Raw genomic sequence first — 25,516 nt, 5'->3', positions numbered from 1 at the left:
CGCCAGCCACACGCCAGCCAGCCCAGACCACCCCATGTCCGACCGTTTCGCCACCCGCCTGCTGGCCTGGTTCGACCGCAACGGCCGCCACGACCTGCCCTGGCAGCATCCGCGCACGCCTTATCGGGTGTGGCTGTCGGAAATCATGCTGCAGCAGACCCAGGTGGCGGTGGTCATCCCGTACTTCCTGCGCTTCATCGAGCGCTTCCCGACCCTACCCGACCTGGCCGCCGCCGATACCGACGCGGTGATGGCGCATTGGGCCGGCCTGGGCTACTACGCCCGCGCCCGCAACCTGCACGCTGCAGCGAAGCGCTGCGTCGAGTTGCACGCCGGCGACCTGCCGCGCGATCTGGATGCATTGATCGCCCTGCCGGGCATCGGCCGCAGCACCGCCGGTGCGATCCTGTCGCAGGCCTGGAACGACCGCTTCCCGATCATGGACGGCAACGTCAAGCGGGTGTTGTCCCGCTATCACGGCATCGCCGGCTGGCCCGGACTGCCGGCGGTGGAAAAACAGTTGTGGGCGCTGGCGCAGCAGCATGTCGCCGAACCGCCCGCGGGCCGGCTGGCGGATTACACCCAGGCGCAGATGGATTTCGGCGCCACCCTGTGCACCCGTGCCAGTCCGGCCTGCATGCTGTGCCCGCTGCAGGACGACTGCGTGGCCCGCCGCGAAGGCCTCGTGGACGCGCTGCCCACGCCCAAGCCGGGCAAGGTACTGCCGGAACGCGAGGCCACCGCACTGCTGCTGCTCGACGCGGAGAAGCGCATTCTTCTGCAGCGACGCCCGCCCAGCGGCATCTGGGCCTCGCTGTGGACCCTGCCGCAGGCCGAAACCGATGCCGCGATGCGGCTGTGGTTCGATACCCACCTGCGCGGCGACTACGACAGCGCAGAGCCGCTGGCACCGATCGCCCACACCTTCAGCCACTACCGCCTGCACCTGCAGCCGCTGCGGCTGGCCAGGGTCGCCCTGCATGACGCGGTGCGCGACAATGACGACCTGCGCTGGGTCGCGCGCGCCGAACTGGCCACGCTGGGCCTGCCTGCGCCGATCCGCAGACTGCTCGACTCGCTCTGACGCCGCCCCCCCTGGCGGCCACCATGGACACCCGCAATGCCACGCACGGTTTTCTGCCAGTACGACCAGATCGAGACCGAGGGCCTCGATTTCGCCCCGCTGCCCGGCGATGCCGGCAAACGCGTCTACGACAGCATCGGCAAGCCAGCCTGGAGCAAGTGGCTGGCCCATCAGACCATGCTGATCAACGAGAACCGGCTGTCGCCACGCGACCCCAAGCATCGCGCCTTCCTGGAAGAACAGATGGAGAAGTTCCTGTTCGGCGGCGACGTGCTCAAGGTCGCCGGCTACGTCCCGCCGCAGGACTGATCCACGCCGGCATCGTGGGCATGGCGCTGGCGCGTACCAGCGGCGTCCGGCCTTACGGCGGCCAGTGAACGCAGATCCGCGCGCACTGGACCTTGACCGCGACCAGGACGGGCCTGCTCGTGCAGGCCCGCCACCGGGCCCGGCATAGCGATCCGGCACCCCACGCACGCGCTATCGCAACGGCTCCTGCGCCGGCTCCTGCCGCTGCTCGGTCGCCGCCTCGCGCAGCTGCCGCTCGCTCTCCTTCAGCGCTTTGGTGTCCAGCGGCCGGATCTGCGCGATGCGGCACGGGATCCGCAGCGATGCGGTGCCGCCGCCCAGCGGCACGACATCGTCGAACCGCGCCGACACCTGGCTCATATGGCTGGTGAGGCTGATCGCGCTGGCATACGCCAGATCCTGGCACGGCCCCGACAGGTCGAGCAGCCAGGCCTCGCCCGGCCGCGTCCAGACCGCCAGCGCCGAGTCTCCCAGCGGCGTCCAGCCGTTGAGCCTGCCGAAGAACCTGAAATTGCCGACCGGCTGCCCGGCATGCGCCTCGTACAGGGCGAGCCGTTGCGCATCGGACTGCCGCGGCACACTCGCGCACGCCGTCATCGCCAGCGCCATCGCCGTCACCCACAAGACCCTGACCATCGCACCACCTCCACCGAAAGCCCGTATGCCGACCATCATGCGCGCCACATCCCGGACCGGACGCGTAAGCCGATCGCACATTCAGCGCACGGCACGCTTGCCGGATCCGAAAAGCCCCGGTATAGTTCGCGTCCTTCGCAACGGCCCAGCCGGAAGCGACATGGCCGGGTAGCTCAGTTGGTAGAGCAGGGGATTGAAAATCCCCGTGTCGGGGGTTCGATTCCCTCCCCGGCCACCATGTAATTGAAGGGCCTGCAGAAATGCAGGCCCTTTTCTTTTTTCCGGCGTTCGGGCCGCTGCCTGATGGGCACCCATTCGGTGCGCGCCGCAGATTGAGCGCCACGGCGTGGATGAACCTCGGGATCTCCTGCCCCGCCCCGCGCACGTGCCGCGCGGGCACCTGCGCGTCGTCGGATGCTCCCGGACCACCACTGCAGCCCACCGATCATTGACGCTTCGCATGAACACGAAGCGCTCGTGCTCGCGCCTGCAGGAGCGCCACCAAGCGCGCAGCTGCCCTTGGGTGGCATAGCGTGCCGTCCGTATGCATGTTCTCTGCTGCCCCGTCCGGGCTCTACCCGAGCTGCCGAACGGAGTTTCCATGCGCGACAGTGCGTGTGCCGTCCGGACGCTGGAGGGCGAGCCCTACGGTGTCCCCAAGCAGATGCTTGCGCACACCTGACATCTCGGCCGGACGGCGCAGACGTCGACGATGTTCGACGCGACGGAGGCATCCGTACATGCAGGCATCCGCTGGTCTTCCAACGCCATCTGCGTCCCTGAGGGTGAGGCATGGGGGGGGGCGCTGCTGCAGGCGTCTGGCCGCTGCTGACGTCGAAGCCGTGCGCCCGGCGAAGCCGGCGGCGCGAGAGGATCGGGACCTCGCGCGCCGGCCCGACCATCTGTCGTGCGTCCGGAATCAGCCGCTGGTTCGATGGGGCCGACCTCGCGATCGTCCAGTCCGCGTCGGCTGCGACGACGACGGCACCCTCACACCGGTGCAGCGGCCGCGGCTCAGCACTGGCGAAGCCACCACGCCTGGACGCTGGCATGCAGCGGACAATCCATATGCCGCCAGGAGCCCTTGATCGCCATGCCGGCCAAGGACGTCAATCACCGAAACGTGCGCGATACGCGGTCTGGAAGCACACTTCCATATGGATGGCGGGGCCATCGCATTCGGCTTGAAGTTCCGCGAGGAACACGCGGCTCTGCTGCTCGCGCACGCCAGCGCCGTAGATCTGCTCGATCTCGCCCAGGCGTGCGATGACGCGTTCGACCACCTTCTCGATTCCTGTGGATCGCGGCATGGAGACTCTCATCGGAGAAAACGCCCTCTCCTGCTCGTCGAGGGGCCCGGGCACTTCTGCGGGGTCGTCCTGACCAGTGCACGCGTTGCCGGCGACCAAAGTGTGACGTTGACGCCCGAAGACGCCATCAGCTGGTACCACGTCGCTTTGTAGGAGATTCCCGACGAAGCCGATGCGCGCCGCGCTCAACCGCAGGACTCTCACGGCAAGCAGTACGTTACGAAGACCCACTCCCCCGCTTCGCAACGATAGAGTTCAAGCCAGCCATCCTGGTTGGGCAGGACCTCGATCTGCCCATCGAATCTGCATGGGGTCTGCGGGGGAAACGCAAAGGCGCTGGAGGCACAGGAGATGCCCAGGATCAGCGCAGCACACATCTTCCTGATCACGGCGGTTTCCTTGGTGATTGATAGGAAGCCCCGGCAGGCAGGGCTTCGGCAGGGATCAGATGACGTCAAAGTGGGACACACGCAATGTAGCGGGCCACGCCTCAATGAATCACGCAGGAGTTGCCCGAATAGGTGCACTCGTACAGGAACTGCGACTGGCCGTCCCCACACAGGAAGTGCCGCTGTCCGTCCCGTAGTTCCACCGTGCCCAGATCACCGTTGGCCGTGCATTCGCTGGCAGGCGGCGTCGGATAGCTCTGCGCGACCGCAGTGCCGAATGTCAGTGTCAGCCCCACGAGCAGGACACCTGCCATCCTTGCGAACCTCGCTTTCATGCGTCGCCTCCATGTCGTTGATCGATAGGCGCCAGCCGCCCCGCGGGGGATACACGGGGCCCGCGGTGAAAGGGATCGGCTTGGGCGGCCGCCCGCGGTGCTGGCAACTGAAGCGTGGATTCCGGCAAGGCCTTACGGCATCGGACGAGTGCCCGGACATGGGTGGGATTTGCCCTACTGCAGGTCAATCTGGTTTGACCATCACGCACGGACTCACATCGCTACGGCGACCTGCGTCTTTGCGATTCCCGGCGCGAGCGAGCACACGATCCTCACGCCCGATGCACCCGCCGGTGACGGATGCGGCGGCACCATGCCCCCCATGGACAGACGGCATGCACATCACCCCCGCACACGCCGGGCAGGTCTGCACCTTCGTCGGCGACAGGCCCTTCCTCGCACATCCGCCCAACGGCGTCACGCGACCGGACCGGTTCCGCCAACGTGGCAGCGTCAGGGGCCTGAGGGCTGGGGACGTCTGGTGATTGGCACCGTCGCACTGGTCACCGGAGCAGGACTTGCGATCCTGCTCCCGGTGGTCATCAGCATCTGACCGCAGCGATGCCTGAATAGCCCTCGCGTCGCCGACTGGGGCGGCGGCTGAAGCATAGGGGCCGCGTCGCTCTTCCGAAGCACGTATAGGGCATATCGGTTCCTCGGAACACGTCCGTCACCTCACGCCGCAGGCAGACGGCCCGAGTTCGCCGCCTGGCGATGCGCACCGCCGACGAAGCGTGCTCCCCTTTACATCGCGCCGACGCGCGATTGGAACTGGTCGCGCGCGACATCACGCAGCCGGTCTCCGCGTCGCGCATCCAGACACAGCGGGGCCGATTCGACCAGCGCTGCGTTTTCCTACGAAGATCATGCCCGTGTTCCGATGGCCGCGCAGCAGTCGCTGCACGCACAGTGGAGTTCCTGCCGCGCCTCCCGTCACCGGAGATACGCCATGGCGTCCTGCCTGATCACCGTGCAGCGCGACTACCGCGGCTGCACCTTGCTGTATGACGGGCGTCCACTTACCTGGTACGCCGATACGGCGCAGGCGCTGGCGCTGGCCCGGCTGCTGGCGGAGGCACGCAATCTCCGCGATGGCACCAGCACGGATGTCGAACTTCTGCATCCAGGCGGGACACGCGAACACGTGGCGCGGTACGGCTGAGCGCATCGCATCTGGCAACGGCCGGCAGTGCTAGCATCGGGCCGGCATTGCCGAGACCGCGAGACCGCCATGCGACCGACCGCCCTGCTCCTGTTGTCCCTGCTGTCTCCCGCCGCCATCGCCTCTGGGCCGGTGCGCTCGGTCGAAACGCTCGACATCACGCGATACGCCGGCCAGTGGCACGAAATCGCGCACCTGCCGGTGTCGTTCCAGCGCAAGTGCGCCGGCGACATCACCGCTGCCTACGCGCTGCGCGAAGACGGCCGGATCGACGTCCGCAACGCCTGCCGTACGCATGAGGGCGACACCGCCGTCGCCGAGGGCGTGGCCCGTGCGGTCGAGGGGCATCCCGGCCGCCTGCAGGTGCGGTTCGCTCCGGACTGGTTGTCATGGGTTCCGCTGGTCTGGGCTGATTACTGGATCCTCGCGCTGGACCCGGACTACCAGTGGGCACTGATCGGCGAACCGGGCCGCAAATATCTTTGGATACTGTCGCGCGAGCCGGACATGCAGCGCGAACGGTTCGAGGACATCAAGGCGCAGGCCGAGGCGATGGGGTACGATCTCGAACCGCTGGTGATCGCCGCACCGTTGCGCTGAGCCGGGCAGCAGGGCGAGCTGTCTCGGCGCGGAACCTGCGTAGTATCCTGCCGCTCGACCACGTTCCGGAGCCGGCATGAAGCGTTCCCTGAAGTTCCTCGTCCTGGGTTTCGGCCTGCTCGCCCTGGTCGCCTGCAACAGCGGCAAGGTCCGCCGCGTGTCCCCGCCCGCCGCGGCGATCCAGCAGCTGGCCGTGCAGGCCGACGGGAGCTGGGAGGTCCAGCTTCGGCTGAACAATTACAGCAGCATCCCGATGCGCTTCGACAATGTGCGCATTCAGATCAGCGTCGACGAGCATCCGGCCGGCACCCTGCAGGGCGCGCCAGGCCTGTCGATCGGGCCGACCTCAGCCGATGTCGTGACCCTGACACTCAAGCCTGAGGCGATCGCGCGCATGGCCGTTGCCGATGCCCTGGCCGGGCGACGCAGCCTCGGCTACCGGCTGGAAGGCGCCGTCGACGCGACGCCGGAAGACGCCAAGCAGCGCAGTTTCGATGTCGACAACCGCAGCGCGCTGGCGCCGGCGCCCGGACTGGACGGCGTGCTGCGCTGAGGGCTGCGCGGCTGGAGCGGCGGCGGTACCCAAACCGTCACCGATCGGGTATAAGCTGTTTTCCCGATGGAGACAGACACAGCAACGCTCGGTCTGATCTACGCCGGTGAACCTCCACCGGCGACGGTACCGTCTTCGCCGTCGACATGCGGACCCGCCGTCCGCCTGCTCTCGCTCGATGCCCAGGGCCGCGCCCTGGGATGGATCAACTGGCAGGATGCGACCTGCCTCTACGCACGCGATGCAGTCGCCTGGACTCTCGGCGATCCCTGCCTGCGCATCCGCGGCGGCATCAACCGCGACACCGGCCATACCAGCACGATCGAACTGCATCCGATCGTGGCCACGCGCGGCCATGCACACCCGCGGGCGATCGATCCGACCCCGGGCCTGACCAACCCCGCGCTGTTCGCCCGCGACGCGCACCTGTGCCTGTACTGCGGCCAGCATTTCGCACGACCACAATTGACCCGCGACCACGTCCTGCCGGTGTCCCGCGGTGGACGCGACGTCTGGGAAAACGTGGTCAGCGCCTGCTTCCACTGCAACTCGCGCAAGGGCAGCCGCACGCCGCAGCAGGCCAACATGCCGTTGCTGGCGGTGCCATACCGGCCCAGCTGGATCGAGCACCTGATCCTGTCCAACCGCAACATCCTGACCGACCAGATGACGTTCCTGAAGGCCCAGCTCCCACGCAAGGTCCTGCAGCGTTTCGACTGACCATCGCATCGGACCATCGTCGGCCGCCAGGCGGCGGACACCAGGCAACGTCGTCGGCATGCCAGCGGGTGGGCCCGCCTCCGGCGCCCATCGGCAGGGCCTGCGGCGGCCTTCCCGGCGATCGCCGCCGCGCAGCCAAGGCTCCTCCTTCCGCATGAACCCACGCACGGGACCCCACGAGCCAGAAGCGCATCCGGCGCCCTGCCCCCATCGCCGCGCCCGGCATGGGGGCGCGCGTGGTGAGGGCCGCGGCATGCAGCAGCGCCCCCTCCATTCACGCGCGGATCCCGCACGCGCAGGCAGCATCCCGTCAGCGGCAGCTGAACGCCTTGCTTGCCGCTGCACGCTGTCGAGGAGGACAATGGGCGACCTCATGTCGAATGCCGCAATGATCGATTCCGTCCGCTATCCGCGCCTGTCGCGCATCGACTCGCCGGCCGACCTGCGCCGCTTCGACGAATCCGAACTGCCGGCCATCGCCGATGAACTGCGCGGGTATCTGATCGAGTCGGTCGGCAGGAGCGGCGGTCATTTCGGTGCAGGCCTGGGCGTGATCGAGCTGACCGTCGCCCTTCACTATCTGTACGAGACGCCCGTCGACCAGCTGGTCTGGGACGTCGGCCACCAGACCTATCCGCACAAGATCCTGACCGGCCGCCGCGACCGCATCCATACGGTCAAGCAGAAGGATGGCGTGGCGCCGTTCCCCAAGCGTGAGGAGAGCGCGTACGACACCTTCGGGGTCGGCCACTCCTCGACCTCGATCTCGGCCGCGCTGGGCATGGCCATCGCCCTGCAGCAGGCCGGCGATCCGCGGCGCGTGGTCGCCGTGATCGGCGATGGCGCAATGACCGCGGGCATGGCCTACGAGGCGCTCAACCACGCCGGCGGCATGGAGTCCGAGCCCAACCTGCTGGTGGTACTCAACGACAACCAGATGTCGATCAGCGAGGCGGTCGGCGGCCTGACCCGCATGCTGGGCCGCATGACCGGCAGCCAGACGCTCAACGCGCTGCGCGAGAGCGGCAAGAAGCTGCTCGGCGACAAGAACAAGCCGCCGGCGCGCTTCGTCAAGCGCTGGGAGGAGCACTGGAAAGGCATGTTCGTGCCGTCCACCCTGTTCGAGGAGATGGGCTTCCACTACACCGGCCCGATCGACGGACACGACATCCCCGCCCTGCTCGCGGCGATGAAGACCCTGAAGACACTGAAGGGTCCGCAGCTGCTGCACGTGATGACCACCAAGGGCAAGGGCTACGAGCTGGCCGAGGGCGACCAGATCGGCTACCACGCGGTGGGTCCGTTCGACCCGGCCAAGGGCCTGATCGCCAAGGGCGGCGCGAAGAAGCCGACCTACACCGACGTGTTCGGCGACTGGCTGTGCGACATGGCCGCCGCCGAACCGAAGCTGCTGGCGATCACCCCGGCGATGCGGGAAGGCTCCGGCCTGGTCCGCTACTCGAAGGAATACCCGGACCGCTATTTCGACGTGGCCATCGCCGAACAGCATGCGGTGACCCTGGCCGCCGGCATGGCCACCCAGGGCGCCAAGCCCGTGGTGGCGATCTACTCGACCTTCCTGCAGCGCGGCTACGATCAGCTGGTCCACGACGTAGCCACGCAGAAGCTCGACGTGCTGTTCGCGATCGACCGCGGCGGCGTGGTCGGCCCGGACGGCGCCACCCATGCCGGCAACCTGGACCTGAGCTACCTGCGCTGCGTGCCGCACATGGTGGTGATGGCCCCGGCCGACGAGAACGAATGCCGTCGGATGCTCACCACCGGCCTGCGCCATGAAGGTCCGGCCGCGGTGCGCTATCCGCGCGGCACCGGCCCCGGCGTGGCCATCGACCAGGCGCTGGAGACGCTGCCGATCGGCAAGGCCGAGCTGCGCGTCGACGGCGCGCGCATCGCGCTGCTGGCGTTCGGCGCCACGGTCGCAGCGGCCGAACAGGTCGGCCGCGAGCTGGGCCTGACCGTGGTCAACATGCGCTTCATCAAACCGCTGGACCGCGCGCTGCTGATGGAACTGGCCGCGACCCACGACGGCTTCGTGACGATCGAGGACAACGTCGTGGCCGGTGGTGCCGGCTCGGCCGTGGCCGAACTGCTGCAGGCCGAGCAGGTGCTGCGCGCGGTCCTGCACCTGGGTCTGCCGGACGCGTTCCAGCATCACGCCAGCCGCGAGGACCTGCTGGCGGAGGCCGGCATCGACGCCGCCGGCATCCGTGCAGCGGTGCTCCGCCGCTGGCCGGCACTGTCGGCTGCCGGGATCCGCTCCGCCGCCAGCTGAGCGTCGCCACCTCCGCGGTATCCGGCGCACAGTATGATGACGCCGCGCACCGCGGGAGGGCGGCGTGAGGACATCCAGGGACAGCACCGACCAGGCCACACCCACCGGCGGATGGACGGCTGGCGACGCGCGCCGTTTCCCCGACCGCATCTATCGCTATCGCATGCTCGGCATGGGCCTGGGCGGGCTGTGCATCGCCGCGGTCCTGTACGAACAGCAGGCCTCCACCGCGCACTGGGCAGCGGCCGTGTTCACCTGTCTGCTGTGGCCGCATCTGGCATGGTGGCTGGCACGCCGCAATGCCGACCCGTTCCGGGCCGAACTGCGTAACCTGCTGCTGGATTCGGCGCAGGCCGGGCTGTGGGTGTCGCTGCTGCACTTCAATCTGCTGCCCAGCGTGTTGCTGCTGACTCTGGTCACCGTCGACAAGATCAGTACCGGCATGCCGCGGCTGTGGCTGTGGTCCATGCCAGCGGTAGCGGCCGGCGCGCTGCTGGGCGGGCTGTCGACCGGGTTCGCGTTCGAACCGGAGAGCAGCATGACGGTGGTGCTCGCCAGCCTGCCGATGCTGCTGATCCACACCCTCGCGGTGAGCCTGGGCAGCAGCCGCCTGGTCCAGCGCATCCGCGAGAAGAACCGGCAGCTCGATGCGCTGAGCAGGATCGACGGCTTGACCGGCCTGGACGCACGCCGACACTGGCAGCACAACGTCGCCGCCGCGCTGCGCAGGCACCAGGCCGAGGGAACGCCCGCGACGCTGCTGATGCTGGACATCGATCACTTCAAGGCCACCAACGATCGCCATGGCCACTCCACCGGCGACACGCTGCTGCAGCAGGTCGCGCTGATCGTGCGCTCGCACCTGCGCGCGGGCGATGCGGCAGGCCGCTATGGCGGCGACGAGTTCGGCGTGGTGCTGGCTGGCGCCGACCTGGTCCAGGCGCAGGCATGGGCCGAGTCGGTGCTGGCCGAGGTCCGGCGCTCGGCGCGCTCCGGCCCGGGCGGCGGCACCTGCACGATCAGCATCGGGCTGGCCGTGGTCGCGCCGGACCATCTCGAACCGGCGCACTGGATCGATGCGGCCGATGCCGCGCTGTACCGGGCCAAGGGCAGCGGGCGCGACTGCGTCTCGGCCTGAGCGCGGCTCAGGGCGACTCGACCTCGTATCCCTTCGCCTGCAGCTGCGCGAGGTAGCCGCCACCGCCGAGCAGATCGCTGATCGGCAGCAGCGCGAATCCGACGCGATGCTCCTTCAGCGCCGCATCGGCCGCCTGCAGCCAGGCCGCGCGTACCTTCGTGTCGACGTCGACCAGCCCGCGACGGCGCGCCACCTCGGTTTCGGTCCACGCCGACAGGCAGGCCATGGTCTGGCTGCGCGCATCGGGCATCGCCCGCAGCGCCTCGATGTCGCCGGTGGCCCACGCGTTGGCGCGGGCCGCAATCGCCGGCAACTGCTGCTCGATGATGTCCAGCGTGTCACGGAAGCAGGCCAGGTCCTCGGGCTTCAGCGCTTCCTGGCGGAACTCGGCGAGCGCCGCGCGCGGGTCGTCGATCCTGATCTTGAAGGTCGTCGGCGTGCTCTTCATGTCGCGCTGCTTGAGCGCCGCTTCGATCACCGGCCCGACCACGCCGCCCTGGCGCAGGCCATTGCGGTCCAGCGCCTCCTTGTAGAGCTCGTACACGGCGATCAGCGGCCGCTTCTTTTCCATGCCGCGATCGCGCGGGGCGTAGCGCTGTTTCAGCCTGCTCCAGTGCCGGTACAGGTCGGCCGGCAGTACCTCGTCCAGGGTCCTGCCATCGGGATTCCTGGCCGCCTTCAGTGCCGAGGGCAGCATGGTCATGCCACGGAAGAAGCCCACGTCGGCATCGATGGTGACGCCGGGCGCATAGAGCACGACCCCGGCCTCGGCCAGCACCTGGCGCACCTCGCGCGAATCCCAGGTCATGTCGCGAGGCAGCGGCGACTGGGTGCCGAGGATGTAGAGCGTGTTCTCGCCGTTGTAGACGCGCCACAGGCCGGGACCGGGTTGAACACCGGTCACGAGCACGGCCTCGACATCGACGATCGGCGGCCCCTCCACCGGCACCGGGGCCGCCTCCTGCGCGTGCGCCAGTCCCGTCGAAAGGCACAGCCCCACCACCAGTGCGATGCGCCGCATGTCGTCCCCGTGAAGATCCAATGAAGGCGCGAGCATAGGCGGCGCGCGGCACGAATACACATGCCCTTTGGCCTAGCTGTGATCTCTCAGTAGGTTGTTCATCCGGGGCATCTCTGGAAGATGGAGGTTGCGAAGCCAACCAGCCCCCAGGAGCCCCGGATGAACCTGCATAAACATGCCCGATTGACACCCCACGGTCGAGCGCTGCTCGTGCGCAGGATCCTGGACGAAGGACTCCGGGTGGAGGAAGCCGCACAGGCCAGTGGCGTCAGCGCCCGCACCGCCTACAAGTGGCTGGAGCGCTTTCGCTGCGAAGGCCTGGCCGGACTGGCCGATCGCAGTTCTCGTCCCGAGTCCTCTCCCAACGCCACAGTCGGATCAGTCGTCGAGCAGGTCCTGGAACGACGGCGGCAGCGCCAGACCTATCGGCAGATCGGCGATGCGCTGGAACTGGGCCACAGCACCGTAGCCCGGATCGTTCGGCGCGCCGGCCTGAACCGGCTTTCGTCGTTGGAGCCGCCCCGTGCGCAGAATCGCTACGAGCACCCCAAGCCCGGCGACATGCTGCATCTGGACATCAAGAAGCTGGGCCGCTTCTGGCGACCCGGCCACCGGGTTACCGGTGATCGCACCCAGGCCAGCGATGGCGCAGGCTGGGATTATGTCCATATCGCGATCGATGACCACTCGCGCATCGGCTTTTCCTGCATTCACAAGGACGAGCGCGCGATCAGTGCCGTGCATGCGCTGATCGCCGCCCTGCGCTACTACCGGACGCTGGGCGTGTCCTTCCGCCAAGTGCTGACCGACAACGGCGCCTGCTATCGATCGGCTCTGTTCGCCCGTGCGATGCGGCGGCTTGGCCTGAAGCATTGCCGCACGCGGCCCTATACGCCGCGCACCAACGGCAAGGCCGAACGCTTCATCCAGACCAGCATGCGCGAGTGGGCCTACGCCCGCGTCTACGACACTTCCGATCAGCGAGCCGCAGAACTGACAACGTGGCTGCACGTCTACAACTGGCACCGTCCGCATGCCAGCCTCGACTACAGGCCGCCAATCTCCAGAATCACGATCCCGGTGAACAACGTGGTGGCTTTACACACCTAGCCCGGCGCACTGTTCACGCTGCAGACGCCCACGAAAAAGCCCGCACGCGGCGGGCTTGATCGTGAAACGGTTTGGTCGGGGTAGCCGGATTCGAACCGACGACCACTTGTCCCCCAGACAAGTGCGCTACCAGGCTGCGCTATACCCCGGAAAGCTGTCCCGCCGAAGCGGGCTGGCGATTATAGCGGGATCGCATGCGCCATTGATAGCGCATCCCCACTCAGCGCCGCAGCAGCTGCAGCACTTCCTCCAGCTCCATCCGCACCTGGCGGACGATCTGGTGACTCAACGCCGACTCCTGCTTCGCCCCCTCGCCCTCCAGGCGCAGGCGGGCGCCGCCGATGGTATAGCCCTGCTCGTACAGCAGGCCGCGGATCTGCCGCACCATCAGCACGTCGTGGCGCTGGTAGTAGCGGCGGTTGCCACGCCGCTTGACCGGCTCCAGGCTCGGGAACTCGGTCTCCCAGTAGCGCAGCACGTGCGGCTTGACGTCGCACAGCTCGGCGACCTCGCCGATGGTGAAGTAGCGCTTGGCCGGGATCGGCGGGAGTTCGCGGTTGCTGCCGGGATCAAGCATGCGGCTCGGCTCCGGTGAATGCCTCGACCCGCTCCTTCAGTTTCTGCCCGGGGCGGAAGGTGACCACGGTACGCGCCGAAATCGGAATCTCCTCGCCGGTCTTCGGATTGCGGCCCGGGCGCTGGTTCTTGCGCCGCAGGTCGAAATTGCCGAAACCCGACAGCTTCACCTGCCGGCCATCCTGCAGCGCCTCGCGCAGTGCATCGAAGAACGCATCGACGAATTCCTTTGCCTCGCGCTTGTTCAGACCGACCTCGTCGAACAGGCGCTCGGACATTTCCGCCTTGGTCAAAGCCATCGTGTTCCCCTCGTCTCAGCCGCGGATGCGGGCACCGTGTTCGCTGGCCAGTGCAGCGATGACCTGATCGGTCACGGCGTCCGCGTCGCGATCCGTGAGAGTGCGCGCGTTGTCCTGCAAAATCAAGCCCATAGCCAGACTCTTGGACCCTGTTTCCACGCCCTGACCCTGGTAGCGATCGAACAGCACGAGGTCGCGCAGCACCGGGCCGGCTGCGGCGCGGATGCTGGTTTCCAGTGCCGCCCAGCTCACCTGCTCGGCGACCAGGAAGGCCAGGTCGCGGCGCACCGCGGGGAAGCGCGACAGTGCCTCGGCGCGCGGCAGCGCACGCTGCTGCAGCGGCTCCAGATCCAGCTCGAACGCGTACACGTCCTGATCCAGATCCAGCGCGCCCTGCAGGCGCGGATGCAGCTGGCCGATCCAGCCCACATGCCGCGCCGGGCCCGTACCGTCGACGCGGTACACGTCGGCGCTGCGGCCTGGATGGCCGAAGGGCTGGGTCGAGGCACGGAAGACGAGCTGTGCCCCCGATGCGGCGGCCAGCGATTCCAGGTCGCCCTTGATGTCGTGGAAATCGACGCGGCGCGTGGCCACGCCCCACTGCTCGGCGCCAGCCGCACCACAGGCGACGGCGGCGATGCGGCGCGTTTCCAGCGGCGCGTCGCCAGCCTGTGCCGGTGCGGCGAACACACGCCCCAACTCGAACAGACGCACGCGCCCGGCCTGGCGCGCGGCGTTGCGGCCCAGCGCATCGACCAGACCCGGCAGCAGGCGCGGACGCATCACCGCCAGTTCGGCGCTGAGCGGATTGGCCAGCGTGACCGTGTCGTCGGTGCACTGCCAGTGTTGCAGCAGCGCCTCCTCGACGAAGGCGAAGCTGATCGCCTCCTGATAGTGGCGCGCGACCAGCTGACGGCGCAGGTCGCCTTCTTCGACCCGGGTTTCGCTGGACGCGACGATGCGCGCGGCGCCACCGGGCACCGTGGTCGGGATCCGGTCGTAGCCGTGGATGCGCGCCAGTTCCTCGATCAGGTCTTCCTCGATCGCAACATCGAAGCGGCGCGTCGGCGCGGTCACGGTCCAGCCATCGCCGGAGGCGGCGACATCCATGCCCAGCGCACGCAGGATGCGCTCGACTTCGGCATCGTCGATGGCGATGCCGAGCACGCGCTGGATGCGCGCGCGACGCAGCACGATCGTCGCCGGTGCCGGCAGGTGCTCGGGCAGCACCGCCTCGGTCACCGGGCCGGGCGTGCCGCCGGCCAGCTGCAGCACCAGCGCGGTCGCATGCTCGATGGCCGTGCGCGGCAGCTGCGGATCGACGCCGCGCTCGAAACGATGGCCGGCATCGGTATGCAGGCCGAAACGACGGCCGCGGCCCATGATCGCAGCCGGGGCGAAATGCGCGGCCTCGAGGAACACGCTGCGGGTACCCTCGGTGACGCGGGTGTCCATGCCGCCCATCAGGCCGGCCAGTGCGACTACGCGGTCGGCATCGGTGATCGCCAGGAACGCGGGATCGAGCGCGACCTCGCGTCCGTCGAGCAGAGTCAGGCGTTCGCCATGGCGGGCGTGGCGCACGCCCACCGGGCCCTGCAGCAGGTCCAGATCGAAGGCGTGCATCGGCTGGCCCAGCTCCAGCATCACGTACTGGGTGATGTCGACCAGCAGCGAGACCGGGCGCACGCCGCTGCGGCGCAGGCGCTCGGCCATCCACACCGGGGTGATCGCGGCCGGATCCAGGCCTTCGATCACGCGACCGCAGTAGCGCGGCGCGTCGGCGCCGGCCTGCAGCTGCACCGCCAGCTCGCGGCTGGACGCGGCAGCGACCGGCGCGACCTCGAGCGGTGCGACGTCGCTGGCGCAGGCGGCGGCCACGTCGAAGGCGATGCCGCGCACGCTGAAGCAGTCGGCGCGGTTCGGGGTCAGCTTGATCTCGATGCTGGCGTCGGGCAGCTGCAGATAGTCGGCCAGCGGCGTGCCGGCCGGCGCGTCGGCCGGCAGTTCGAGCAGGCCGGAGGCATCCGCATCCAGACCCAGCTCCTTGGCCGAGCACAGCATGCCGTTGGATTCGACGCCACGCAGCTTGGCCGCCTTGATCGCGATGCCCCCCACATTGGCGCCGACCATCGCCAGCGGCGCGACCAGGCCGGCACGCGCGTTCGGCGCACCGCAGACGATCTGCAGCGGTGCGCCCTGCCCGGCATCGACCGAGCAGACCTGCAGGCGGTCGGCCTCCGGATGCTTCTCGGCGCTGAGGATGCGTGCGACCACCACGCCATCGAGGCCGGCGCCGAGCGCGGTGACCTCTTCGACCTCCAGGCCGATCGCGGTCAGGGTGGCGGCCAGTTCGTCGCGGCTCGCTTGGGTGGGCACGTGGCTGCGCAGCCAGTTTTCGGAGAACTTCATGGTGTGTGCGGATCCAGCTGGGCGGGCCATGGCCCGCCGTTGATGACCGGGATGCGGTGCGGCGGCGTCAGGCGAACTGGCGCAGGAAGCGCACGTCGTTCTCGAAGAAGGCGCGCAGATCGTTCACCCCGTAGCGCAGCATCGCGAAGCGCTCCACGCCCAGGCCGAAGGCGAAGCCGGTGTAGCGCTCCGGATCGATGCCGACCGCTTTGAGTACGTTCGGGTGGACCATGCCGCAGCCCAGCACCTCCAGCCAGCGCGTGCTGCCGTCGGGCTGCTGCCAGGCGATGTCGACCTCGGCGCCCGGCTCGACGAACGGGAAGTAGCTGGGACGGAAGCGCATCTCGAAATCGCGCTCGAAGAACGCGCGGACGAACTCGGCCAGCGTGCCCTTGAGGTCGGCGAACGTGGCGTGCTCGTCGACCAGCAGGCCTTCGACCTGGTGGAACATCGGCGAGTGGGTCTGGTCGCTGTCGGAGCGGTAGACCTTGCCGGCGGCGATCATGCGCAGCGGCGGCTGATGCTGCCCCATGTAACGGACCTGCACACCCGAGGTGTGCGTGCGCAGCAGGCGGCCGTCGCCGAAGTAGAAGGTGTCGTGCATCGCCCGCGCGGGATGATGCGGCGGGAAGTTCAACGCCTCGAAGTTGTGCCAGTCGTCTTCGATCTCCGGGCCGTCGGCAAGCTCGTAACCGAGGCGACCGAAGATCTCGGCGATGCGCTCCAGCGTGCGCGAAACCGGATGCAGGCCGCCGCGACGGGCGTCGCGGCCCGGCAGGGTCACATCGATGCCTTCGCCGGCCAGGCGCAGGTCCAGCGCCGCGGCGTCGAGCACGTCCTTGCGCGCGGCCAGGGCCTGGGACACGGCGTCGCGGACCTGGTTGATGGCCTCGCCGGCCTGCTTGCGCTGCTCGGGCGGCAGCGCGCCCAGCTGCTTGAGCTGGCCGGTGACGCTGCCCTGCTTGCCCAGCAGGGCCACGCGCAGGGCCTCCAGCACGTCGGGGCTTGCCGCGGCGGCGATGTCGTCCAGCGCCTGGCGCTTCAGCGATTCGATTTCGCTCATCGGGATACGGACCTGATGGTTCGGTGCGGCCGCAGCGCCGTGATGACCCTGCGGCGGGAATGTCGTGTGACGCAAAAAAAGAATGGGGAAGGACTTGCGCCCTTCCCCATGCATGTCAGCGCTGTTTCCTCCGCATGCCCGCGCAGCGATGCGCGGGACGATGCAGGGGACCCGCACTTATGCCGCCAGAGCGCCCTTCGCCTTTTCCGTCAGTGCGGTAAAGCCGGCCGCGTCATGCACGGCGATGTCCGCCAGCACCTTGCGATCCAGGGTGATGCCGGCCTTCAGCAGGCCGTTCATGAAACGGCTGTAGCTCAGGCCGTTGCTGCGGGCAGCCGCGTTGATGCGGGTGATCCACAGCGAGCGGAAATTGCGCTTCTTCTGCTTGCGGCCGATGTAGGCGTACTGCTGCGCCTTGATGACCGCCTGCTTGGCGACGCGGAAGACCTTGCGACGGGCGTTGTAGTAGCCCTTGGCGAGGTTCAGGATTTTCTTGTGGCGGCGGCGCGCCTGCACACCACGCTTGACTCGTGCCATGGTTCAGTTCCTCAGAGGTAAGGCAGCATGCGGTCCAGACGGCCAGCGTCCTCGGCACGGACGTGGTTCGTCTGCCGCAGGTTGCGCTTCCGCTTGGTCGCCTTCTTGGTGAGGATGTGGCTACGGTTGGCGTGGCCAGCCTTGTACTTGCCGGACGCGGTCTTGCGGAAGCGCTTGGCCGCCGCCCGGTTGGTCTTGATCTTGGGCATTGCAAATGTCCTTGATGGTCTATGTCACTGGCACGGGCGGCAGCTGCGCTGCGCTTTCCATCCTTGCCCTTACCTGCTGTAAGCCCTTGACCGGAAACGCATCTCGGGCGGGTCCTGCGACTGCGGACAGTCGTTCCGGCGAACCGGAGCCGGCCATTATGCCGATCCCGAGTTTACCTTGCAAATCAGCCGGTTCCCTGGCGCGAAACCGGCCCCCGGAAAGCGGCAGGGGCGCCGCGGCGCCCCTGCATGTCCGGCCCGGGGCCGGCACCATGGCGGCCCGGAGGCCGCCGCGGTCACTTCTTCTTCGGCGCGATCATCATCACCATCTGCCGGCCTTCCAGACGCGGCCGCGATTCGATGACGATGTCCTCGCCCAGGTCGCCCTCGATCCGCGCCGCCATCTGGCGGCCGAGTTCCTGGTGGCTCATCTCGCGGCCACGGAAACGGATGTTGACCTTGACCTTGTCGCCCTCTTCCAGGAAGCGGCGCATGTTGCGCAACTTGATCTGGTAGTCGCCCTCGTCCGTGACCGGACGGAACTTGAGCTCCTTGATCTCGACCTGCTTGGTCTTCTTCTTGGCCTCGTTGGCCTTTTTCTGCGCTTCGAACTTGAACTTGCCGAAGTCCATGATCTTGCAGACCGGCGGATCCGCGTTCGGCTGGATCTCGACGAGGTCGAGCTCCTCGTCCTCGGCCATGCGCAACGCCTCGTCGCGCGACAGGACGCCGATCATCTCGCCATCGGAACCGATCACGCGCACACGCGGCACGCGGATCTCATTGTTCTTGCGATTCTGTTTTTCGGGGGTGCTGATGTTGCAGTCTCCAAAGAGGGGTCTGACGGCGCCGGTCGGTGCGCCGGGTCACGCCGCCTGGTGCGAACGCAGCAGATCGCCGAAGGCGGAGATGGACATTGTGCCCAAATCTTCCCCCGAACGCGTGCGGACCGCCACGGCGCCGTTTTCCTTCTCGCGGTCTCCGACCACCAGCAGGTACGGCACCCGCTGCAGCGTATGCTCGCGGATCTTAAAGCCGATCTTCTCGTTTCGCAAATCGGCCTCGATCCGGAAGCCTTGATTCGCAAGGAGTTTACGGGCCTCGGCCACGGCATCGGCCTGGGCGTCGGTGATGTTCATCACCACGGCCTGGACCGGGGCCAGCCAGGCCGGGAACTGGCCGGCATGGTGCTCGATCAGGATGCCGATGAAGCGCTCCATCGAGCCGACGATGGCGCGGTGCAGCATGACCGGGTGCTTCTTCTGGCTGTTCTCGTCGACATACTCGGCACCCAGGCGGCCGGGCATCATGAAGTCGACCTGCATCGTGCCCAGCTGCCAGGTGCGGCCGATCGCATCCTTCAGGTGGTACTCGATCTTGGGGCCGTAGAAGGCGCCCTCGCCCGGCAGTTCCTGCCACTCGACGCCCGAGGCGCGCAGCGCCGAACGCAGCGCGTCCTCGGCCTTGTCCCAGGTGGCGTCGTCGCCCAGACGCGAGTCGGGGCGCAGGGCGATCTTGATCTGGATCTCCTCGAAGCCGAAGTCGGTATAGACCTTCAGCGCCTGCTCGTGGAACGCGCGCACTTCGTCCTCGATCTGGCTTTCCGTGCAGAACACGTGGCCGTCGTCCTGGGTGAAGCCGCGCACGCGCAGGATGCCGTGCAGCGCGCCCGAAGGCTCGTTGCGGTGGCAGCTGCCGAACTCGCCGTAGCGGATCGGCAGGTCGCGGTAGCTGTGCAGGCCCTGGTTGAAGATCTGCACGTGGCCCGGGCAGTTCATCGGCTTGACCGCGTAGGTGCGCTTCTCCGACTCGGTGAAGAACATGTTGTCCTTGTAGTTGTCCCAGTGGCCGGACTTCTGCCACAGCGACACGTCCAGGATCTGCGGGCAGCGCACCTCGCCGTAGCCGGTCTGGCGGTACACGCGGCGCATGTACTGCTCGACCACCTGCCACACCGACCAGCCCTTCGGGTGCCAGAACACCAGGCCCGGGGCCTCCTCCTGCAGGTGGAACAGGTTCTGCTGCTTGCCGATGCGGCGGTGGTCGCGCTTCTCGGCCTCCTCGATCCGCTGGATGTAGGCATCCAGCTGCTTCTTGTCGGCCCAGGCGGTGCCGTAGACGCGCTGCAGCTGCTCGTTCTTGGCATCGCCACGCCAGTAGGCGCCGGAGATGCGGGTCAGCTTGAAGGCCTTGAGGAAGCGGGTGTTCGGCACGTGCGGACCCCGGCACATGTCCACGTATTCCTGGTGGTAGTACATGCCCATGGCAGTGACATCCGCGGGCATGTCCTCGATCAGGCGCAGCTTGTAGTCCTCGCCACGGGCCTTGAAGATCTCGACCACCTCGGCGCGCGGCGTCATCTTCTTGATCACGTCGTAATCGGTGGCGATCAGCTCCGCCATGCGCGCCTGGATGGCGGCCATGTCGTCCGGGGTGAACGGGCGCTCGGAGTAGATGTCGTAATAGAAGCCCTCGGCGATGACCGGGCCGATCACCATCTTCACGTCCGGGTAGAGCTGCTTGACCGCATGGCCGACCAGGTGGGCGCAGGAGTGGCGGATGATCTCCACGCCCTCCTCGTCCTTGGCGGTGATGATGCGCAGGCTGGCGTCATGGTCGATGACGTCGCTGGCATCGACCAGCACGCCGTCGACGGCACCGGCGATGGTGGCCTTGGCCAGGCCGGCACCGATCGACTGGGCGACCTGCATGACGGAAACGGGGGCATCGAATTCGCGGCGGCTGCCGTCGGGAAGCGTGATCGTGATCATCTGGATGGCGTTCTGAGGGGCCGGCGGCGGTGCCGCGGGCAGGAAACGGGAAGGAATGGGAACCAGAACCGGGCGACCAAAAAAAAGCGCCACCAGGCGCCGTCGTTCCGGGTCCGGGGTGGCGGGTCAGCGTTGGGCGGTGGTAGTGCTCATGTCGCACGCTCGGCCGGCGTTGCCGCGGGCCACCCTGTCCGTTCTGGTTCGCGCGCCGGCCCAGTGCCGACGGCATCGCGGCCGATTCTAGCGCAAGCCCCGCGCGGCGCCCACCGGCAGGCCGGACGGCCATGGCATGATGCCGGCGTCGGCAACACGCCATCCGCCCGCCAGGGCCACCGGAATGACCAAGGGCAAGGCCACATCGCTGGACATCGCCCACCTGGCCGGAGTCTCGCAGCCGACCGTGTCGCGCGCGCTGCGCGGCAGCCCGTCGGTCAATCCCGAGACCCGCCGACGGATCCTGGCGATCGCCGACGAGCTCAACTACAAGGTCGACAAGAACGCGTCCAGCCTGCGCTGCCGCCAGTCCGGCACGCTGGCGCTGCTGTTCTTCGAGGATCCGACCCCGGACGACTCGCTGATCAACCCGTTCTTCCTGTCGATGCTCGGCTCGATCACCCGCGCCTGCGCGCTGCGCGGCTACGACCTGCTGGTGTCGTTCCAGCAGCTGTCCAACGACTGGCACGCCGACTACGAGGACGCACACAAGGCCGACGGCATCATCCTGCTCGGCTACGGCGACTACCTGGAAGCCGAATCCAAGCTGCAGCAGCTGGTCGCCCAGGGCACGCACTTCATCCGCTGGGGCGCCGCCCTGCCCGGCCAGCCCGGCGTCTCGATCGGCTGCGACAACTACCAGGGCGGGCGCGACATCAGCGCGCACCTGCTGGCACAGGGCCGGACCCGGATCGCCTTCCTCGGCCACGCCTCGAACCATTACCCCGAATTCCTCGAACGCTACCGCGGCCATGCCGCGGCGCTGGCCGCGGCCAGCATCGGCGCCGACCCGGCGCTGCAGTTCGACGCGATCACCACCGAGCAGTCCGGCCACGAGGCCGCCAGCGCGCTGCTGGCCTCGGGCCAGGCGTTCGACGCGGTGTTCGCGGCCAGCGACCTGATCGCGCTGGGTGCGCTGAAGGCACTGCGCGAGCACGGCCTGCGCGTGCCCGAGGATGTCGCGGTCGCTGGTTTCGACGACATCGCGATGGCCAGTTTCGTCGACCCGCCGCTGTCGACCGTGCAGCAGGACACCAAGCAGGCCGGGCAGGTACTGGTCGACAGCCTGATCCGGCTGATCCAGGGCGAGCCGGTCGACAGCCAGGCGCTGCCGGCAAAACTGGTGCTGCGCGCCTCGACCGGGGCCTGAGACGGGGCCCGGCAACAGCGCACGACCAACGTTCCGTCCGGAGCCTTCGTTTCGCCTCATCTCTTTCGCCGCTGCCGGTGCACGCGGCACAGCGGTGACAGCGGGGTTTCGAGACATGCTGCAGGGCGCTGAGACAGGCCTGCACTGTGGGCGAGTCTCGCCGCCATCCCGTCCGACCTTTCGGGCGGCGGCAGATCGCCTGTTCTTCGCGCCCTGCCCTCACGCCCGGGCCCCTGGGCGCGTGCCTCCCACCGTAGCGATCCGGGAGAGGAAGCCGGAGCTGCGACGTCCGGATCGATGCCGCACGCGTCGGCGCGACATCCGGCGTCTGTGCCGGAAGCGCTACGGACTCAATGCACCGGCGTGCGCGACATCCCGGCAGCCAGCTTCGCGCGCAACGCGGCATCGGTCAGCGGCTGGTCGAAGAACAGCACCCGCACGCCGTGCGCCGGCACCTCGATCCGCAGGCGTCGGCCGATGTCGATCCGCTCGCCGCTGAAGCCGTCGCGCCAGCCGCCAGGCTGCAGGTCGCGCGACAGGCGGATCGTTGAGGCGCGATCGCCCTTGTTGAGCAGCACCAGCGCGGTCTGCGTGGTGTCGTCGCCCTGGTAGACGCGGTAGAACGCGGCCTGGTCGCCGGACAGCCGCAGATTCAGTTGCAGGCCACGCTGCAGTGCCGGCGATTCGCGGCGCAGCGTGGCGATGCGCCTGAGTGCCGCATGGATGGGGCTGCTGCCCGCCGTGTCGATCCGCTGCTGGCCGAAGTAGGCGCGGTTGCCGCCATGCTCGGCCTGACCACGCATGAAGCCGACCTCGGAGCCGTAATAGACCACCGGAATGCCACGCGCGGTGAACAGCCAGTTGTGCGCGTCGATGAAGCCGGCATCGCTGGCCGCCAGCCGCGGCATGTCGTGGTTGTCGTAGAACGTGGCCAGGTCGTACGGGTTGGCGTACGGACCATCGACCAGATGCAGCGCGGGCGCCAGCCGCTCGAAGCCCTTGCCGGCGTGGCCGAAGACCTCGTCCATGGCCTGCTTCATCGGGAAGTCCAGCACGCTGATCGCACCGTTTTCCGGCAGCGTGAACGCGGCGATGTTGGCCGCCTCGTAGTCGAAGGCCTCGCCGAACATGAACATGCCCGGACGCTCGGCGCGGATCCGGTCGGCGAAGCGCTTCCAGAAGTCCAGCGGCTGGTGCCGGATCGTGTCGATCCGCAGCGCATCCACGCCCTGCCCGATCCACTGCAGGTAGGCGCCGACCAGGTAGTCCATCACCGCCGGGTTGTCGGCATCGAAATCGCCGAGCTGGGCCAGGTCGGGTTTTGCGTTGTAGAACGCGTGCAGCGGGTTGCCGGCCGGATCGAGCCGCTCCGGCGGCAGGTTCTGGTGATCGGCGACGAGCCGCCCTTCCGCGTCGAACACCTGGCCGAACTGCGGCTGCGCCTGCGGCATCGTGTAGGCCGGCGAACCGTGGTTGGCGACGATGTCCAGCACCGTCTTCAGGCCCTGCGCGCGCAGGCCGCCGGTCAGCCCGGCGAAATCGAGGCCGGCGCTGGGCAGGTGTTCGTCGAGCCTGTAGAAGTTCACGCCCCAGTAGCCGTGGTAGCCGGTCTTGCCGCGGTCGGTCAGGAAGCCGTCGCAGGTGATGACATCGCCGCCGGTGAAGGCCTGGTCGGGGTTGTCGATGATCGGCGTCAGCCACACCGCGGTGAAGCCCAGGTCGCGGATGTAGGCGGCGTTGTCGAGCAGGCCGCGGAAATCGCCGCCCAGATAACCGACATTGCCGACCTCGCCGTCGCAGGGTGCCAGCGGCCGGTCGAAGGTACGCAGCGCGTCGCTGCCACCCTGGTCGCGATGGTCGTTCGACTGGTCGCCGTTGACGAAGCGGTCGGTGACGACGAAGTACACCGCCTCGCTGGCGAAGGGCTCGAGCGTGCCGTGGAAGCGTTCCGTGGCTGCCGCGGTGCCGGTGATGGCCAGCAGTGCCGCGGCGAGCGTGGTCCGGATCATCATGCGCGCACCTCCGTCGTCTCGCGCGGCACCAGCAGGACGCAGACACCCGCCAGCAGCAGGCTGCCGCCGCCGATCGCCAGCGCCCACAGCGGCTGGTTGCCGAACGCGGCGCGCAGCAGGAAGCCCAGCAGGCTGGCCGCGACCAGCTGCGGGATCACGATGAAGAAGTTGAAGATGCCCATGTAGATGCCCATCTTCGCCGCCGGCAGGCTGCCGGACAGCATCGCGTAGGGCAGCGACAGGATCGAGGCCCAGGCGAATCCGACGCCGAGCATCGACAGCAGCAGCCACTGCGGGTCGCGCACCAGCAGGAACGACAGCAGGCCGGCCGCCCCCAGCCACAGGTTCAGCGTATGGCTCAGGCGCAGGCCCAGCGCCCGCACCATCCACGGAATCACCACGGCCGCCAGCGCCGCGAAGCCGTTGTAGACGGCGAACAGCACGCCGACCCAGTTGGCGCCGTCGTTGTAGGCGGCCGAAGTGGGGTCGCTGCTGCCGAAGTGCACGCCGGCCACCGCGGCGGTGGTGTAGATCCACATCGCGAACAGCGCGAACCACGAGAAGAACTGGACGACGGCCAGCCGCCGCATCGTGCCCGGCATCGCGCGCACGTCGGCGACGATGGTCGGCAGCATGCCCGCCGGCGGCAGCACGCGGGCGACCAGCAGCAGCGCACCGTAGGCGGCCAGCATGCCGGCCAGCACGTACAGCATGCGGTCCCAGCCACGCCAGGCGATCAGCACGGCGCAGCCCACACCCAGCAGCAGCCAGAGCAGCGCGGCCGGCACCGGCGCGCGCGCATCGCCGGCCGGCAATGCGGCCACCGGCTGCGCATCCTCGAAGCGCGCGAGCACGTCGGGCGGGTACTCGCGCGTGCGCAGCACGGTCCAGCCGATCGCGGTGAACAGCACCACGCCGCCCAGATAGAACGCGTAGCGCACGGTATCCGGCACTTCGCCCGGGCCGGCGGTGTTGGCGACGCCGGCCCGGGCCAGCAGCCACGGCAGCATGCTGGCGACGATCGCGCCGACGCCGATGAAGAAGCTCTGCATCGCGTAGCCGCTGGCGCGCTGCTCGCGCGGCAGCTGGTCGCCGACGAACGCACGGAACGGCTCCATCGACACGTTGATCGACGCGTCCAGGATCCACAGCGTGCCGGCGGCGATCCACAGCGCAGACGAATTCGGCATCACGAACAGCGCCAGCGTGGCCATCACCGCGCCGGCGAGGAAGTACGGGCGGCGACGGCCCAGGCCGGTCCAGGTGCGGTCGGAGAGATAGCCGATCACCGGCTGCACCAGCAGGCCGGTCAGCGGCGCGGCGATCCACAGGCCGGGGACCTGGTCCATGTCGGCGCCCAGGGTCTGGAAGATGCGGCTGACGTTGGCGTTCTGCAGGGCGAAGCCGAACTGGATGCCCAGAAAGCCGAAGCACATGTTCCAGATCTGCCAGAACGACAGATGCGGTTTACGGTCCATCAAGCGGTTCCCCCCTCCGGGAATCACGGATGCGATGTGAGCGCCGGTGCGAAAGCGGGGCGCGGCCTCATGGTAGAGGCGCGGCACCGGATCGGCACGGCGCTGCATACGTATTCATGCCCACCGCGCGGCCGGCGCT

General features: G+C 68.3%; 24 protein-coding genes and 2 tRNA genes. 11 read left to right on the top strand and 15 right to left on the bottom strand.

Translation table 11 applies throughout. The features are described from left to right. Positions 1-34 precede the first annotated feature (34 nt). Positions 35-1,084, top strand: a complete 1,050-nt coding sequence (gene mutY, locus IB242_RS04195; RefSeq protein ID WP_192276142.1) for an A/G-specific adenine glycosylase — start codon at positions 35-37, stop codon at positions 1,082-1,084. 36 nt (positions 1,085-1,120) lie between these two features. After that, positions 1,121-1,393, top strand: a complete 273-nt coding sequence (locus IB242_RS04190) for an oxidative damage protection protein (protein WP_192276140.1) — start codon at positions 1,121-1,123, stop codon at positions 1,391-1,393. A gap of 171 nt (positions 1,394-1,564) precedes the next feature. On the opposite strand, the gene IB242_RS04185 is transcribed toward IB242_RS04190, so the two are convergent. Beyond that, entirely contained in the window at positions 1,565-2,029 is a 465-nt protein-coding gene (locus tag IB242_RS04185; protein ID WP_192276138.1) for a DUF6491 family protein, read from the bottom strand. Positions 2,030-2,191: 162 nt separating this feature from the next. Between IB242_RS04185 and IB242_RS04180 the strand changes: the two genes are divergently transcribed. Further along, positions 2,192-2,267 (top strand) — tRNA-Phe (locus IB242_RS04180). Positions 2,268-3,138: 871 nt separating this feature from the next. Here the strand turns inward: IB242_RS04180 and IB242_RS04175 are convergent. Together IB242_RS04175 and IB242_RS04170 are read right to left on the bottom strand one after the other, a co-directional pair. After that, on the bottom strand, positions 3,139-3,528 hold the full coding sequence (locus IB242_RS04175) for a hypothetical protein (protein ID WP_192276136.1): 390 nt from the start codon (positions 3,526-3,528) through the stop codon (positions 3,139-3,141). A 301-nt stretch (positions 3,529-3,829) separates the two neighbouring features. Beyond that, entirely contained in the window at positions 3,830-4,063 is a 234-nt protein-coding gene (locus tag IB242_RS04170) for a hypothetical protein (RefSeq protein ID WP_192276134.1), read from the bottom strand. A gap of 949 nt (positions 4,064-5,012) precedes the next feature. On the opposite strand from IB242_RS04170, the gene IB242_RS04165 reads away from it, so the two are divergent. The 6 genes from IB242_RS04165 to IB242_RS20815 all read left to right on the top strand — a co-directional run bounded on the left by IB242_RS04165 (position 5,013) and on the right by IB242_RS20815 (position 10,529). Beyond that, on the top strand, positions 5,013-5,225 hold the full coding sequence (locus tag IB242_RS04165; protein ID WP_192276132.1) for a hypothetical protein: 213 nt from the start codon (positions 5,013-5,015) through the stop codon (positions 5,223-5,225). Between the two features lie 69 nt (positions 5,226-5,294). Beyond that, entirely contained in the window at positions 5,295-5,825 is a 531-nt protein-coding gene (locus IB242_RS04160) for a lipocalin family protein (RefSeq protein WP_192277716.1), read from the top strand. Between the two features lie 76 nt (positions 5,826-5,901). Further along, the gene (locus IB242_RS04155; RefSeq protein WP_192276130.1) at positions 5,902-6,378 is read left to right on the top strand and encodes an LEA type 2 family protein; all 477 of its coding nucleotides are present in this window, start codon (positions 5,902-5,904) and stop codon (positions 6,376-6,378) included. A 66-nt stretch (positions 6,379-6,444) separates the two neighbouring features. Further along, complete coding sequence (locus tag IB242_RS04150) at positions 6,445-7,098, top strand: HNH endonuclease (RefSeq protein ID WP_192276128.1); 654 nt, start codon at positions 6,445-6,447, stop codon at positions 7,096-7,098. Between the two features lie 388 nt (positions 7,099-7,486). Then, positions 7,487-9,391 (top strand): 1-deoxy-D-xylulose-5-phosphate synthase, encoded by a 1,905-nt coding sequence (gene dxs / locus IB242_RS04145; RefSeq protein ID WP_192276126.1) that lies wholly within the window; start codon positions 7,487-7,489, stop codon positions 9,389-9,391. Between the two features lie 64 nt (positions 9,392-9,455). Then, positions 9,456-10,529, top strand: coding sequence for a diguanylate cyclase (locus tag IB242_RS20815; protein WP_343237083.1), 1,074 nt, complete (start codon positions 9,456-9,458; stop codon positions 10,527-10,529). 7 nt (positions 10,530-10,536) lie between these two features. Here IB242_RS20815 and IB242_RS04135 read toward each other — a convergent pair whose 3' ends face one another. Beyond that, positions 10,537-11,550 carry a TraB/GumN family protein gene (locus IB242_RS04135; protein WP_192276124.1) on the bottom strand — a complete coding sequence of 338 codons (1,014 nt, stop codon included), beginning with the start codon at positions 11,548-11,550 and terminating at the stop codon, positions 10,537-10,539. A gap of 159 nt (positions 11,551-11,709) precedes the next feature. Here IB242_RS04135 and IB242_RS04130 point away from each other — a divergent pair, with 159 nt between their 5' ends. Further along, complete coding sequence (locus tag IB242_RS04130) at positions 11,710-12,660, top strand: IS481 family transposase (RefSeq protein WP_192276122.1); 951 nt, start codon at positions 11,710-11,712, stop codon at positions 12,658-12,660. A 72-nt stretch (positions 12,661-12,732) separates the two neighbouring features. On the opposite strand, the gene IB242_RS04125 is transcribed toward IB242_RS04130, so the two are convergent. From IB242_RS04125 to thrS, 9 genes are all read right to left on the bottom strand, one after another. Beyond that, a tRNA-Pro gene (locus IB242_RS04125) sits at positions 12,733-12,809 on the bottom strand. A 71-nt stretch (positions 12,810-12,880) separates the two neighbouring features. Then, positions 12,881-13,237, bottom strand: coding sequence for a MerR family transcriptional regulator (locus IB242_RS04120; RefSeq protein ID WP_192276120.1), 357 nt, complete (start codon positions 13,235-13,237; stop codon positions 12,881-12,883). Further along, the gene (locus IB242_RS04115; RefSeq protein WP_192276118.1) at positions 13,230-13,535 is read right to left on the bottom strand and encodes an integration host factor subunit alpha; all 306 of its coding nucleotides are present in this window, start codon (positions 13,533-13,535) and stop codon (positions 13,230-13,232) included. The genes IB242_RS04120 and IB242_RS04115 overlap by 8 nt, the downstream gene beginning before the upstream one ends. A gap of 15 nt (positions 13,536-13,550) precedes the next feature. Continuing rightward, positions 13,551-15,944 (bottom strand): phenylalanine--tRNA ligase subunit beta, encoded by a 2,394-nt coding sequence (pheT, locus tag IB242_RS04110; protein WP_192276116.1) that lies wholly within the window; start codon positions 15,942-15,944, stop codon positions 13,551-13,553. Between the two features lie 67 nt (positions 15,945-16,011). Further along, positions 16,012-17,007 carry a phenylalanine--tRNA ligase subunit alpha gene (gene pheS / locus IB242_RS04105; RefSeq protein WP_192276114.1) on the bottom strand — a complete coding sequence of 332 codons (996 nt, stop codon included), beginning with the start codon at positions 17,005-17,007 and terminating at the stop codon, positions 16,012-16,014. A 177-nt stretch (positions 17,008-17,184) separates the two neighbouring features. Continuing rightward, positions 17,185-17,544, bottom strand: coding sequence for a 50S ribosomal protein L20 (rplT, locus tag IB242_RS04100; protein ID WP_192276112.1), 360 nt, complete (start codon positions 17,542-17,544; stop codon positions 17,185-17,187). Between the two features lie 11 nt (positions 17,545-17,555). After that, complete coding sequence (rpmI, locus tag IB242_RS04095; protein ID WP_010342861.1) at positions 17,556-17,753, bottom strand: 50S ribosomal protein L35; 198 nt, start codon at positions 17,751-17,753, stop codon at positions 17,556-17,558. 296 nt (positions 17,754-18,049) lie between these two features. After that, the gene (gene infC / locus IB242_RS04090) at positions 18,050-18,571 is read right to left on the bottom strand and encodes a translation initiation factor IF-3 (RefSeq protein WP_192277712.1); all 522 of its coding nucleotides are present in this window, start codon (positions 18,569-18,571) and stop codon (positions 18,050-18,052) included. Positions 18,572-18,619: 48 nt separating this feature from the next. Next, positions 18,620-20,524 (bottom strand): threonine--tRNA ligase, encoded by a 1,905-nt coding sequence (gene thrS, locus IB242_RS04085; RefSeq protein WP_192276110.1) that lies wholly within the window; start codon positions 20,522-20,524, stop codon positions 18,620-18,622. Between the two features lie 337 nt (positions 20,525-20,861). Between thrS and IB242_RS04080 the strand changes: the two genes are divergently transcribed. After that, the gene (locus tag IB242_RS04080) at positions 20,862-21,887 is read left to right on the top strand and encodes a LacI family DNA-binding transcriptional regulator (RefSeq protein ID WP_192276108.1); all 1,026 of its coding nucleotides are present in this window, start codon (positions 20,862-20,864) and stop codon (positions 21,885-21,887) included. 350 nt (positions 21,888-22,237) lie between these two features. Here the strand turns inward: IB242_RS04080 and IB242_RS04075 are convergent, their stop codons facing one another. Together IB242_RS04075 and IB242_RS04070 are read right to left on the bottom strand one after the other, a co-directional pair. Then, on the bottom strand, positions 22,238-23,899 hold the full coding sequence (locus IB242_RS04075; protein ID WP_225540012.1) for an alpha-amylase family glycosyl hydrolase: 1,662 nt from the start codon (positions 23,897-23,899) through the stop codon (positions 22,238-22,240). After that, positions 23,896-25,377 carry an MFS transporter gene (locus tag IB242_RS04070; protein ID WP_192276106.1) on the bottom strand — a complete coding sequence of 494 codons (1,482 nt, stop codon included), beginning with the start codon at positions 25,375-25,377 and terminating at the stop codon, positions 23,896-23,898. The genes IB242_RS04075 and IB242_RS04070 overlap by 4 nt, the downstream gene beginning before the upstream one ends. Positions 25,378-25,516 lie beyond the last annotated feature (139 nt).

This window comes from Xanthomonas sp. XNM01 (assembly GCF_014851915.1).
Lineage (GTDB): Bacteria > Pseudomonadota > Gammaproteobacteria > Xanthomonadales > Xanthomonadaceae > Pseudoxanthomonas.
This window is presented reverse-complemented; position numbering and strand designations above follow the sequence as displayed.